Genomic DNA, 13,262 nt, shown 5'->3' on the forward strand with positions numbered 1-13,262 from the left:
TGTTTCTCCTGCAGGCGCATTATTTGTTTTTCCGGCTTCTCCGGATGGGGCCTCTGCCTACAGAAGGAGAAAATCATGGCTCAGGGAACCGTGAAGTGGTTCAACGCCGAAAAGGGTTTCGGCTTCATCGAGCAGGACGGCGGCGGCCCTGACGTCTTCGCCCACTACTCGAACATCGCGACGCAGGGCTTCCGCGAGCTGCAGGAAGGCCAGCGGGTCACCTTCGACGTCACGCAGGGCCAGAAGGGCCCGCAGGCGGAGAACATCGTCCCCGCCTGATCGCCGGACGCGTATCCACGGACCGGGGCCCGCACCGCATGGTGCGGGCCCCGGTTCGCGCTGTCCGCGGGAAATCCCTCGCGCCGGCGGCCCCCGACGGCCGAGACTCGCCTCATGGCGGAGACAACGGGCACGACGGACATGGCGGCGTTCCGGGACGCGGTCGGCACATGGGCCGCGGGCGGCCCCGGTGCGCCCGCGCAGGACATCGCGGCGCGACTGGCCCTGCGGACGGCGGTGCTGCTCGAAGGGCTCAGCGACGTGGCGGCGGTCGAGGCGCTGGCCCGGCGCCGCGGCCGGGACCTGGCGGCCGAAGGGGTGTGCGTCCTGTCGATCGGCGGTGCGATGAGCGTCGGGCGCTACGCCCGGCTCCTCGGTGCGCCCGGCCTGGGACTGCGCCTGACGGGCATGTGCGACGAGGCGGAACGCCCCTACTACGCCCGCGCCTTCGAACAGGCCGGCGCGGCGCGGCAAGGCTTCCACGTCTGCGCGGCGGACCTGGAGGACGAACTCATCCGCGCTCTGGGCACGGCACGGGTGGAGGAACTCGTCCGGGAGGAGGGTGACTCGCGCGCCCTGCGGACCTTCCTGCACCAGCCCGCGCAGCGAGACCGCGTACCGCAGCAGCAGTTCAGGCGTTTCCTCGGGACGACGAGCGGCCGCAAGATCCATTACGGCCGGGTCCTCGTCGACGCCCTCGACGCCGGCCGCGTGCCCGCCCCGCTCGACGGGCTGCTCCGCGCCCTGTGACCCTCGTCGGGCCGTCGGTGGCCGAGGCCCAGGCCCTGTGCCCCGGGACGGCCGGGGCACAGGGGGACCTTGACGGAGCGTCAGGTACCAGGTGTCAGGCGGGCGGCAGTGTCCACTTCTGCGCCGCTGTGCCGTTGCACGTGTAGATCTGCAGCCGGGTGCCTTCCGTCGTCGAGGAGTTGGGATCGTCCAGGCACAGGCCGGAGTTGGTGTTCCTCAGGCTTCCGTCCGTGCCCGCCTGCCACTTCTGCGCGCCGGTGCCGTTGCAGGTGTAGAGCTGCACGAGGGTGCCGTTGGTGGTTCCGCTGTTGGACACGTCGAGGCACTTGCCGAGGGTGCGCAGGCTGCCGTCGGAGGCGATCGACCAGTCCTGGGCGTAGGTGCCGTTGCAGGTCCACAGCCGGATCGCCGTGTGGTCGGCTGTGCCGGAGTTGTCGTCGTCCACGCACAGGGCCGGGTTCACACCCGCCTTCACCGGACCCACGCGCGGCTTCGGCGGGGCGCCCGCGCCGCCGTCGTACGAGGGCGGCGCGGCGGCCGCGCCCGACGCCCAGCCGGTGTTCGGGCTGGTGCCGAGGGTGTAGGTGAGGGTGCCGCCGGAGGTGATGGCGGTCGTCGGCGCGTAGGCGTTGTTCCATGCCGAGCCGTCGAAGGTGGCGGACTGCACGTAGGGCGCGTTGCCGGCGGCGCCGTTGCCGTTGACCGTGAGGGTGTTGCCCGAGGGCAGCGTGATCACGGCCTGGGTGAACAGGGGCGAGCCGAGGGCCAGGTCGGAGGTGCCGGGGGTCATGGGGTACATGCCGAGCGCCGACCACACGTACCAGGCGCTCATCGCGCCGAGGTCGTCGTTGCCGTCGGCCAGGCCGGCGGGGCTGTTGGACCAGATCTGGTCCTGTATCGACCGCACGGTGCGCTGGGTCTTGTAGGGCTCGCCGATGTAGTCGTACTCCCAGGGCAGTTCGATGCTGGGCTCGTTGCCGACCCAGGCGTAGCCGTTCGCGCCGGTGTAGCTGCGCAGGACGGTGTCCAGGTAGTCGTTCATGGCCTTGTCGCCGCCCTTGGCGGTGGCGAGTCCGGCCACGTCGAAGGGGACCATGCCGGAGTAGATCCACGAGTCGGCCTCGACCATGTCGGTGCCGCTGGTGGGGTCGAAGCCGCCGGTCCACGAGCCGTCGGCGTTGCGGGGCTGGACGAAGCCGGAGGCGGGGTGCACCGTGTTGCGCCAGTCCTGGGCGCGACGGGCGTACGTCTGCCGGCTCCCGCTGTCGCCGAGGGCGCCGGCGAAGGCCGAGAGGGCGAAGTCCGCCGTGGCGTACTCGAGTGTGGTGGCGACCGGGCCGTAGAAGTTGCAGCAGCCGTAGGTGCCGTCGTGGGGTTCGTAGCCGGGGCTGTCCAGGTAGTTGAGGCCTGGCCGGTCGTTGTTGGGGGTGCTCGCCTGCTTCAGCAGGCCGGACAGGGCCTTGGCGGTGTCGAAGTCGTGGGCGCCGAAGGCGTGGTAGTCGGCGATGATCGCCGCCGCCGGGTCGCCGACCATGACGTAGGACTCCCCGTTGTACTCCGACCACTTGGGGAAGAGGCCGGTCTGCGCGTAGTCGTCCGTCATCGACTGGGCGGTGTCGGAGGCGGTCTGCGGGCTGACCAGCGCCTCGAGCTGGGCCTGGGAGCGGTAGATGTCCCAGCCGGAGTAGTTGGCGTAGGCGGCGTGGTGGCCGGCGTCGACGGTGTGCGTCCTGCCGTCGAACCCGGAGTACTGGCCGTTGGTGTCGCTGACGACGTTCGGGTGCAGCAGCGAGTGGTAGAGCGCGGTGTAGAAGACGGTCTGCTGGTCCGGGGTGCCGCCGGCGACGCGGATCTTCCCGAGTGCGGCGTCCCAGGCCTGGTGGGCGGCGGTGCGGATGCCGTCGAAGTCCCAGCCGGGGTTCTCCGCGGCGCGGTTGGCGGTCGCGTTCGCCACCGAGACGTAGGAGATGCCGACCTTGGCCTGGACGACGGGGTTCGCGGTCGTGTCGAAGGTGACGTGCGCGTTCGACGCGGCGGCCGCCGAGGCCGTGGTGTGCGGTGTCGCGGGGCGGGGCGGGGCGGACTTGGGCATGGTGCCGTGCAGTCGGGGTCTGTTCGGCTGCTCGGGGGCGTTCTTGTCGGCGCGTCCGGTGGAGGGCGCGGGTGAGGTCGCCGCGGGGGCGAGTGAGCTGCCGCTGGAGGCGAAGGGATGGTCGAAGACCATGTCGAAGTAGACGGTGTAGGTGTTCCCGGCGCCGCAGAACCGCCCGCTGGTGACCTGGCCGCTGACCTCGGTGCTGGAGACCACGCTGAACTGGGCGTTGCTCGCGCCGTTCTGACTGCTCGCCAGCTTGAAGAGCAGGTTGGACCGCGTGGAGGCGGGGAAGGTGAAGCGCGCCATGCCGCTGCGCGTGGTGGTGGTGAGTTCGGTGGTCACCTTGTTGTCGAGGGCGACCTTGTACGACCCCGGTGCGGCCGACTCGCCGGCGTGCGCGAAGGAGTCCGTGGCGCCGTTGTCGACGGCTCCCACCGTGGGCAGCACCGGGATGTCACCGGCGGCTCCGCACCCCGGTCCCGCGATGTGCGTGAGGCTGAACCCGGAGATGGAGGAGTCCTTGTACTCGTAACCGCCTCCCGGCGGCCGGGACGAAGTGTCCGGACTCCACTGCACCATGCCGAACGGAACGTCCGCGCCGGGGAAGTCGTTGGCGTCGTTGGACGTGCCGATGAAGGGGTTGACCAGGTCGGCGGGGGACGACACCAGGCGCGTGGACACTTCGGGCGCCGGGGACGCCCAGGCGGCGGGGGCCGGTAAGCCGTAGGCGCCGAGAAGGGCGGCGCCGGCCCCGGTGACCAGGGCCGAGCGCAGCCGGTGACCGCTCGGCACGCGTCTGCGCGGGCCGCGCCGGCCACCGGCGGACGGAATCGGGAACATCGGTCTGCCTCCTGCGGGGGGTGAGGGATGCCATGGGAAGCACGCCGAGCCGCACGGGCAGCGGCGACGACTCGACGGCCGGATGTCTTCGAGCCGGTGGCGGCGACGCCGTCAGGGGTCTGACAACGTTGTCTTCAATCGGCGGAAGTGCGGGAAACGCCGCCTGCCGTGGGATCTTCGGACACTCCGATACGGAGCACAGGCGCAAAGTAGCGAGCGGGCGTGCTCACGTCAATAACCCCGGCGGCGGTCTCCGGCCCGGCCCGGCGACCGCCGCGACGCGCTCGCGCCGCGCCCGAGCCGGCCCCCGGGCGCCGCACCGCGTGTCACGCCGTCATGAAGGCGCCCGTGCGTGTCGCGTACTGGGTCAGGCCCTCCGCCGTGTCGCCGGCCCAGCCGATGTAGCCGTCGGGGCGGATCAGGTAGACGCCCGGGGCGTAGGAGGCGGGGGTGGCCGGGAGGGTGCGCAGGGTGGGGGCGGCGGGGGGTGCCGTGGCGCCCAGGAGGGTCCAGTGGGGGCCCCGGAAGGTGTCGAAGAGGCGTACGCCGCCGACCGTGCCGTCGGGCGCGCGGTCACCTGCTCGCAGGGCGGGCGGGGCGGTCCGGGTCTCGTCGGTCAGGGACGACTCGCGGTAACCGAGACCGAGTTGCATGGTCGCCCTTCCGCGCCTCACCTCGCCCCGGTGCACTGCGGTGGACAGATCCAGCATGGCCGCGGCGTTCGCGCGCCGTTCCTCCTCGTAGGTGTCGAGCAGCGTCCCGGGTGCGCCGCCGCGCAGTACCGCGCCCAGCTTCCAGCCCAGGTTGTAGGCGTCCTGGACGCCGGTGTTCAGTCCCTGGCCGCCGGCCGGTGAGTGGACGTGCGCCGCGTCGCCCGCGAGGAGGACGCGGTCCACCCGGAAGCGGTCCGCCAGGCCCGTGCGGGGGCGGAAGTCCGAGGCCCAGCGGACCTCCGTGACGTCCTTCGCCGTCAAGTGCGTGTACGTGGCGATCAGTTCGCGGATGCCGTCCAGGGTCAGGTGGGGCTCCGCGTCTTGGGCGAGGCGCGCCTGGAGCTGGAAGTCGCCGGTGCCGGCCAGCGGGCACAAGGCGACGCCACTGCCGTCGTCCTTGGGGAAGGTGTGCCAGTGATCCCGGTCCAGGCCCCGCAGGCGGACGTCCGCCACCAGGAAGGGCGCCGGGTCGACCGTCCGCCCGCTCATGCCGACGCCCACCGCGCGCCGCACGGCCGAGCGTCCCCCATCGGCCGCGACCAGGTACCGCGCACGCAGCGCCGTACCGTCGGCGCAGCGCGCGGTCACACCGGCCGCGTCCTGTTCGACGGCCGTCACCTCGCGCCCGAGGACGACCTGCCCGCCGAGCTCGACGAGGCGGGCGTACAGCACCTCCTGGGTGCGCCACTGGGCGACCATCAGCGGATCGGTGTACGGCGTGCCCGCGTCCGCCTCGACCGGGTCGAACATCGGCTGCCCGCCGAGCCGTTCGCCGTCCTTCCAGATCATCCGCTCCGGGTACGGACCCCCCGCCGCGCGGATCGCGTCCCGTACGCCGAGGTCGTCGAAGACCTCCTGGGTGCGGGGCTGGATCCCCTTGCCGCGCGAGCCGGGGAAGAGCCCGTCCGCCCGTTCGACCACCAGCGCCTCCACCCCGCGCCGTGCGAGGTCGATCCCGAGGGTCAGACCGGTCGGGCCCGCGCCCACGATCAGTACATCCATCACAATTCTCCTTAACAACGTTAAGCGATGTCGGTCCCGAGCGTGCCCTTATCGCCGTTAAGCTGTCAAGCGTGAGCACGGAACGACGCGCGCCGCTGGACCGGCACCGGGTCGCGGACACGGCACTGCGACTGCTGAACGAGGTGGGCCTCGACGGCCTGACCCTGCGCGCCATCGCCAAGGAGCTGGACGTCAAGGCGCCCGCCCTGTACTGGCACTTCAAGGACAAGCAGGCGCTGCTGGACGAGATGGCGAGCGAGATGTACCGGCGGATGGCCGCCGGCGCCGAACCCGACCCCGCCGACACCTGGCAGGAGCGGCTGCTGAAGACCAACCGCGGGCTGCGGGCCGCCCTGCTCGGCTACCGCGACGGCGCCAAGGTGTTCAGCGGCACCCGTTTCACCGGCATCGACCACGCCCCCGCCCTCGAGGCGAACCTGCGGCTGCTGACGGACTCCGGCTTCACCCTCGCCCAGGCGGTGGACGCGGGCCGGACGGCGAACTCCTTCACCATCGGCTTCGTCGTCGAGGAGCAGGGCATGCGGCCCTTCCGAGGGGAGGGGGAGGTCCAGGAGCGGATGCGGCGGGTCGACGTCGGTGAACGCGCCCGCCGCATGGCCGGATTCCCGCTCGCGGCGGCGGCCGGGGAACTCCTCTTCGACGACTACGACCGCCAGTTCGAGGAGGGGCTGGCGGTCGTCATCGCGGGCATCGGCGCCCGGTACGGGACCGGCGGCCCGGCCGACCGGCACACCGGCTGACCCACAGCCCGGCCGACCGGTTGACCGGCACACCGGCTGACTGGCCGACCGCGCCTACGTCGTCGGACGGCTCATGACGATGCGGGTGATCTCCACCCGCGACTTGGCGCCGAGTTTGCGGTACGCGCGGGTGAGGGCCGCTTCCACGGTCTTGACGCTCAGTACGAGTCCCGCAGCGATCTCCCGGTTGGTGGCGCCCTGGGCGACGCGGGCGACGACGCTGCGCTCGGTGGCGGTGAGGTGCTCCGACCAGGCGACCGCCGCCTCCGCCAGAGGGAGCGGGCCGGCCTGGGCGCGGTCGCGTTCGGCCCGAGCCATGGCCACCCAGGACGTGGCGCCCGCCTTGGTGAAGATCCGCAGCGCGTCCGCGAAGGCGGCACGGCAGGACGCCTCCTCCCCGGCCAGCCGCCGCACCCTGCCCAGCGCCAGCCGGGTCCGCGCCTCCTCCAGCGGGTGGCCGGCGGCACGCAGCCGTACCGCCGCGCTCTCGAACCCCTCGGCCGCCCGGGCCAGTTCACCGCGCGCCTCGCTGACGGCGGCCTCCGCTCTGACGAGCGTGGCCAGGACGGCCCGCCGTCCGAGCCGTTCGGCCTGACGGCGGGCCACGGTGACGACCGCCTGCGCCTCGTCCGGCGCACCCGCGCGGGCCAGGGCTTCCGCGAGGTCGGCGTGCCAGCGCCGGGTCGCCGGGTCCTGCTGCCCCTGCGCGCTCTCGAGTTCTCCCGTACGTCCGAGCAGCCGGGCGGCCTGATCGTACTGGCCGGTGAACAGCCTGATCCGGCCCTCGGCGTGCAGTGCGCGGGGCAGGAAGAGGCGGTCGTCCTCGTCCTCGCTGCGCTGCCGGGACGTCTCGGCGGCGGCGAGTGCCCGGCTCAGGCTGCCGCCCGCCGTCTCCGCGAGGGCGACCGTGTACCAGGCGGGCCCCGAACTCAGCCCGGCCTCCTCGGTGATGCGCAGGCTCTGCCGGGCGATGGTCAGCGCCGGCCGGCAGCGACCGCGCAGGATCTCGACCTGTGCGAGGCCGATCAGGCACTGGCTCAGGCTGTCCGCCGAGCCCCGCTGCCGCAGCGCGTAGACGAGGGTGCGCAACTCCGCTCGCGCCTCGTCCAGTTCGTCGCGCGCCAGGTGGAACCGGTGCTTGAGGTAGACGGGACCGTTGTGGTGGACCATGGCGCGTGTGTCGTGCGGTGCGGCGAGAGCGGCGGCCAGCGTCGCCTCCGCCGCCGGCAGCCCCAGGAAGAGTTCCAGGGCGGCCTGCTGGCTCAGCGCCATGACCTCGGTCCACCGGTCGCCCGTGCGGGCCGCGAGCTCGGCGGCGCGTACGGCATGGGGGTGCGCCCGTGCCGCCGAGCCGCCCACCATCCACTCGCGCCAGCTCATCCGGTAGTGCAGCTGGGCCAGCAGACCCGGATCGCCGTCGGCGTCGCGCAGGGCCTCGGGGAAGAGACCGGCGATCTCGGCCATCGCCTGACCGCAGGAGTCGATGAGCACGTTCCACGCGCGCACCCGGTCGGCGGCCCGGCGGCCGGCGCCGCGCAGCACCTCGTGGGCGAGTTCCCTGGCGAAGTCCAGGTCACCGGCCGCGAGGCCGTCCTCGGCCGCGGTGAGCCTGCGCTCGGCGCTCACGTCCGCCTGGCCGGCCGGTGTGTGCTCGGCGGCCATGCGGCCCAGCCTCGCCGCCGTCGCGGGCGCGCCGCGCCTGCGGGCGGCCCGGGCGGCGTCGGCGAGCCGGTCCGCCACGGCCGGGTCGGGACCCGCCGCGAGCCGGGCGACGTGGTGAGCGCGCTCCACCTCGTCGCCGGACGCGTCGGCCAGTGCGCGATGGGCGTGCACGAGACGGTCGTAGGGAGTCTCGGCCTGGAGCACCACCGGTGTCAGCGGATCGACGAACCTGATCGTGCCGTGCTCGGAGGCCTGCACGATGCCGTGCCGTACACACGTGCCGATGTCGGCCTCGGCGTGCGGGTGCCCCGCGCGCCGCAGCAGCTCGACCGTGGGGCGGACGGCGGCGACCACGGTGACCAGCGTGCCGCGGGCGCGTGCGGGCAGCGCGTCGATCCGGTCGAGGACGGGCCGGCGCAGGGAGTCGGGGACGGGAAGCGGTTCGGCGGAGCCCGGCAGGTCCTCCCCCACTGTCCGCACGCGTTCGTCGAGGGCCGCGCTGAGCTCCAGTGCCGTGCGGGGATTGCCCCCGCTCGCCCGGTGCAGGCGTGCGACGACCGGCCGCGGCCAGCAGGGCTGGTCGTGCGCCTCCAGCAACTCCCCGGTCTCATGGACGGTCAGGGGCGGTACGGCCGTCTTGCGGAACGGACGCGGGCACAGTTCCTGACCCGCGGGACCGCCGGTGGCCCCGGTGGGACCGGCGTGCCCGTCGGGGCCGGTGGCGCCGGCGACGTCCGTACCGTCCGTGCGCACCGCGACGAGCACCGCCGGGCCGGGCCCGGGCCGCCGGACGAGGAACGCGAGGACCTCCGCGGTCGGCGCGTCGAGCCACTGGGCGTCGTCGACGGCCAGCAGCAGCGGCCCGGCGCTGCTGAGCTGAGCGACGACCTTGCGCACGGCGATCCGCAGGACGAGCGCGTCCCGTCCGCCGCCCGGGCCGGACTCGGCGGGCTGCTGCGGACCGCGCAGCAACGCCCCTTCGAGTACGGCCCTTTCGTGCGTCGCGAGGGCCCCGAAGGCGTCGTCGCCGACACCGGCGAGCAGATCGATGAGGCCGAGGAAGGGGCTGTCCCGCTCGGAAGGCGCGGGTGAGCAGCGCAGGACCCGGTGGCCGCGGGCGCTCATGTCCGCGACCAGCCGGGACACCACCGTGGTCCGGCCGATCCCCGCCGGTCCGGTGAGGAGGACTCCGCCGCCGCCCATGAGCTGCGTGCGGACGGTGTCGCACAGGGCCTCGCGTCCGACGAAGGGCGGCGGACAACCGACCGGGTCGTCGGCCGTCGGCAACGTGTGTGGAGAGGTGGTCGGTTCGGTCATCGGTGCCCCTTCCGGGCGGGGTCTCCCCCCGGCCGCCGGACGCGGTGGTCCGGGCCGCCGGCCGGAAGGCCGACGACCCGGACCCCCACGGGTGTTGTCGTCTATCAGCAGGCGCCCAGGTCCTTCCAGACGGCCCAGGAGCCGGGCGCGCCCGGCTCGGCGCCGGTCGAGTACCACTGCGAGGACCACTTGTGGCCGTTGTACGAGACCTGGTCACCGGGCTGGTAGGCGGTGGTCGCGCTCCATGCCGGGAGGTTGCCGCAGCCCTGCGGCGGCGGGTTGCCTCCGCCGGTGATGGTCCAGGTGAAGGTGGCCGTGCCGGCGGCGTTGTCGGTGTTGGTCGCCCTGACGGTCACGGAGAAGGTTCCGGCGGTGGTCGGCGTGCCGGTGACACGGCCGGTGGAGGAGTTGATCGACAGGCCTGCGGGCAGGCCGGTCGCACTGTAGGTGAGTGTCTTGCCGCCGGGGTCGCCGGCCTGGATCTGCAGCGAGACCGCGGTGCCGACGACGCCCGTCTGGTTGCCCGGGTTGGTCACCGAGGGCGAGCCGGGCTGGCCGCCGCAGTTGCCGGTCCCGGGCACGGGGTCGGCGCCGGTGACGCTGACGGCGGCCCAGGCCGCGTTGACGGTGTTGTACTCGGTGCAGTGGGCGCCGTACAGGTCGGCGGCGGCCTTCAGCGAGTCGGTGCGGGCCTGGTGGTAGTTCTCCGCGCTGTTGGCGTAGGAGGCCAGCGCCTTGTACCAGATCTTGGCGGCCTTGTCGTTGCCGATGCCGGTCACCGTGGAGTTGTCACAGGTCGGGCTGTTGCCGTAGCCGTGGTCGCCGCTGCCGACCGCCAGCAGGAAGAACCAGTGGTTGAGCGGGCCCATGGAGAAGTGCGGGTCGAGGCTGCCGTTGTTGCTGTCCCAGCAGTTGGGCGACTGGCCGTCCAGGGACGGGTTGTACATGTAGCGCAGCGGCCGGCCGTCGCCGTTGATGTTGATGAGCTCGCCCATGGTGTAGTCGGGCGTGTCCACGGGGTTGTTGGCGTAGAACTCGACCATGGTGCCGAAGATGTCGCTGGTGCCCTCGTTCATGCCGCCGGTCTCGCCGGTCTCGTCCCAGCCGGTGAGGGCGCCGCTCACGCCATGGCTCATCTCGTGCCCGGCCACGTCGAGTTCGACCAGCGGGCGGGCGTTGCCCTGGCCGTCTCCGTACGTCATCTGGGAGCCGTCCCAGAAGGCGTTGACGTAGGCGTTGCCGTAGTGCGTGCGGGACGGCACGCCCCGGCCGTCGCCGAAGATGCCGTTGCGGCCCTGGACGTTCTTGTAGTAGTCGAACGTCTCGGCCGCGCCGTAGTGCGCGTCGACGCCGGCGGAGGCGGGGTCGCTGTTGGTGCCGTTGCCGAAGGTGCCGCTGGAGCTGGTGAAGACCGAACCGGTGCCGCTGGTGGCGTGGTTGAGGTTGGTCGTGTAGCCGTTGCCGTGCACCGGGTCCTGCATGGCGTAGCCGCTGCCGGTCTGGGTGACGTCGAGGGAGACCGTGCCGCTGTAGATCGACCGCCCGGTGCCGGCGACGGCGGCGGAGGATCCCGCCCCGGGCGCGGCGGCGAGCCGGCGGCCCGCGTGCGTGGTCCCCTCGGCCGCGAAGGTGTCCACCTCGTCACTGGTCGTCACGACCTTGCCGGTACGGGCGTCCACCAGCACGTGCAGGCGGCTCGGCGTCTGGTCCGGGCGCACGCCGCTGACCACGGTCTCCCAGACCAGCGCGGCTTCCTTGCCCTTCATCCGCACCGCGAGACGCGAGGCGGACACCGACTGGACCCGGCCGTGGAACGCGGCCCTGGACAGCTGCGCGGCGCGGGCGGCGGCGAGGCGGGGCCGGGTGGAGACGGCCCCGGTGGTCTGCGAGCCGGTGGCCAGCGACAGGTACGCGCCGTCCTTCTTCAGGTGCACGATGACGTCGCCGCCGTAGGCGGGCAGTCCCTTGTAGCTGCGGTCGAAGCGGACGGCGGCGGAGCCGTCCCGGTCGACCACGACGTTGCGTACCGAGAAGGCGTCGCCCTCGGTCTTGTGGGCGGCGCCCGCGTGGGCGGCCAGTGCCTTGCGCGCGGCGTTCACGACGCGGTCGCGGACGGCGGGTGCCGGGTTCGCCGTGAACGGTGCCGCGGTGAAGGCCGCGGGACCGGCCGGTGCGGGGTGCGGTCGGGGGTGGGACTGCGGATGCGGCCCGGGAGCCGCGGTGGCGGCGGGAAGTGCGAGGGCGGACGCGGACACGCAGGCCACGGTGACCGTCAAGAGTCGCCCGACTCTTCGTATGTCCATGGGGAGGGGGGTTTCCTTTCACCTCGTGCATGTGGGCGCGCGCCGCCGGGTCACAGTGCGGTGAGGGAAGCGGCGGGCGCCTGCCGGTGTGCGGACGGCGCGGTTCATGGGTGGAACGGCGCCGACGCACGAGTGTCGGAAAGCCGCGGTGACGGCTGCCAGGCACTGCGCCGAGGGTGAGGGGTTTCCCTCTCCTCGCGGCCCCTGGCGGCCTCGGGCGGCCCGCGGCGGCCGCATGCGGGACCCGGCGCGCGCCCCTGGCTCACGTTGTCGTGGCCGGGGCGGTGCCGGGCCTCCGCGTCAGCAGGCTCCGAGGTCCTCCCAGGCGCCCCACTGACCGGTGCTGCCGGGCTGTTCGCCCTGCACCCACCACTTGGCGCGCCAGGTGTGACCGCCGTAGGTGACGGTGCTGCCGCCGGTGTACACCTTGTCGGCGGCCCAGGCCGGCGCGGTGCAGGTGCCGGGCGTGCCACCACCGCCGCCGTTGCCGCCGCCCCCGCCTCCGCTGCCGCCTATGTTGACGTCGATGCAGGAGTAGAAGGCGTTGGCGGTGTCCGCGATGTTCCAGACGGCCAGCACTTTCTGACGGCCCGTGAAGCCGCCGAAGTCGACCTGCTGGCTGAGGTCCGCGGGGGGCTGCGCACCATGGCCGTCGAACTCGGCGATCTTCTGACCGCCGATGAAGTACTGCCAGTTGGCGGTGGCGTGCCGGGCCGTGAAGTGCCAGGTGAACGTGTACGACGTGCCGACCGGCGTGACCTGCCAGGGCTTGCTGTCGTCGTCGAGTTCGGCGAACTGGGCGTTGCCGCCGCTGCAACTGTGCAGGCCCTTGGGGCCTTCGACGCTCTGCGGCTCGTACTTGATCTCGCCGCAGTCGACGATGCCCTTGGCGCACTGGTCCTGCCGGCTGCCGGGCGAGGTCACCCAGCCATGGGCACTGGCCGAGCTCGCCGGAAGGCTGATGGCGAGCAGGGGAGCGGCCAGCACGCCGATGGCAACGGCGGCCCGTCTCTTCGACTTCATACCAAGCCACTTCCTTCGATGTCTGTGGGAACCGGCCCCGGCGGCCCGGTGGGGTACGGGGCTGTACGCGGGGCATGTGGGGTTGTGGGGCGCGCACGCTGGTGACCCGGTGCGCTGAGGTGCGTGTGCCGGGGCGCGGTGCGCCCTGTGAGCGGGGGGCCGCCACCGGCCTCGGCGGCCGTCGGCCGTATGGGTCCAGACCTTGCGGGCACTAGGTCTAGACCATAGCCCCGTTTCGGGTGCGGTCAAGGGGCCAGGGGAAGGCAACTGCCCAGTAGGGCAGCGGAATTGGCACCGTCATCGCTTCGACCCTTGCCCACCCCTCGTCTTCGAAGTACTGGCCACGATTGGTCTAGACAAAGTCGGCCGACGTGGCTACAACAACGAACGCACCAGAGAGCCACCTCGTCCTCGCGACGCCCCCACCGCGGCGCAGCCTCGCCCGAGGCCGCCGCGCGAGAGAGACATCTCACGTGCCTAAGGAGTCAAGCCGCGACCGCGAGATCGGCTGAGGAGG

At 72.7% G+C, this 13,262-nt stretch carries 8 protein-coding genes; 3 read left to right on the forward strand and 5 right to left on the reverse strand.

All coding sequences use genetic code 11. From position 1 onward, the window contains the following. Window positions 1-75 precede the first annotated feature (75 nt). Window positions 76-279: a cold-shock protein gene (locus IE217_RS23790; protein ID WP_031486274.1), complete on the forward strand. Its 204-nt coding sequence runs from the start codon at window positions 76-78 to the stop codon at window positions 277-279. 114 nt (window positions 280-393) lie between these two features. Further along, the gene (locus IE217_RS23795) at window positions 394-1,029 is read left to right on the forward strand and encodes a TOPRIM nucleotidyl transferase/hydrolase domain-containing protein (protein ID WP_190179948.1); all 636 of its coding nucleotides are present in this window, start codon (window positions 394-396) and stop codon (window positions 1,027-1,029) included. A gap of 94 nt (window positions 1,030-1,123) precedes the next feature. Here the strand turns inward: IE217_RS23795 and IE217_RS23800 are convergent, their stop codons facing one another. After that, window positions 1,124-3,964, reverse strand: coding sequence for a lectin (locus tag IE217_RS23800; RefSeq protein ID WP_190179949.1), 2,841 nt, complete (start codon window positions 3,962-3,964; stop codon window positions 1,124-1,126). A 326-nt stretch (window positions 3,965-4,290) separates the two neighbouring features. After that, on the reverse strand, window positions 4,291-5,679 hold the full coding sequence (locus IE217_RS23805) for an FAD-dependent monooxygenase (RefSeq protein ID WP_373298117.1): 1,389 nt from the start codon (window positions 5,677-5,679) through the stop codon (window positions 4,291-4,293). Between the two features lie 71 nt (window positions 5,680-5,750). Between IE217_RS23805 and IE217_RS23810 the strand changes: the two genes are divergently transcribed. Beyond that, the gene (locus tag IE217_RS23810; protein ID WP_190179950.1) at window positions 5,751-6,440 is read left to right on the forward strand and encodes a TetR/AcrR family transcriptional regulator C-terminal domain-containing protein; all 690 of its coding nucleotides are present in this window, start codon (window positions 5,751-5,753) and stop codon (window positions 6,438-6,440) included. Window positions 6,441-6,494: 54 nt separating this feature from the next. Here IE217_RS23810 and IE217_RS23815 read toward each other — a convergent pair whose 3' ends face one another. The 3 genes from IE217_RS23815 to IE217_RS23825 form a co-directional block, all read right to left on the reverse strand. Then, entirely contained in the window at window positions 6,495-9,419 is a 2,925-nt protein-coding gene (locus IE217_RS23815; RefSeq protein ID WP_190179951.1) for a helix-turn-helix transcriptional regulator, read from the reverse strand. Window positions 9,420-9,523: 104 nt separating this feature from the next. Further along, on the reverse strand, window positions 9,524-11,722 hold the full coding sequence (locus tag IE217_RS23820) for a M4 family metallopeptidase (protein ID WP_190179952.1): 2,199 nt from the start codon (window positions 11,720-11,722) through the stop codon (window positions 9,524-9,526). Between the two features lie 300 nt (window positions 11,723-12,022). Then, entirely contained in the window at window positions 12,023-12,745 is a 723-nt protein-coding gene (locus IE217_RS23825) for a lytic polysaccharide monooxygenase (protein WP_190179953.1), read from the reverse strand. Window positions 12,746-13,262 lie beyond the last annotated feature (517 nt).

This window comes from Streptomyces naganishii JCM 4654 (genome assembly GCF_014650575.1).
Taxonomy (GTDB): Bacteria; Actinomycetota; Actinomycetes; order Streptomycetales; family Streptomycetaceae; genus Streptomyces; species Streptomyces naganishii.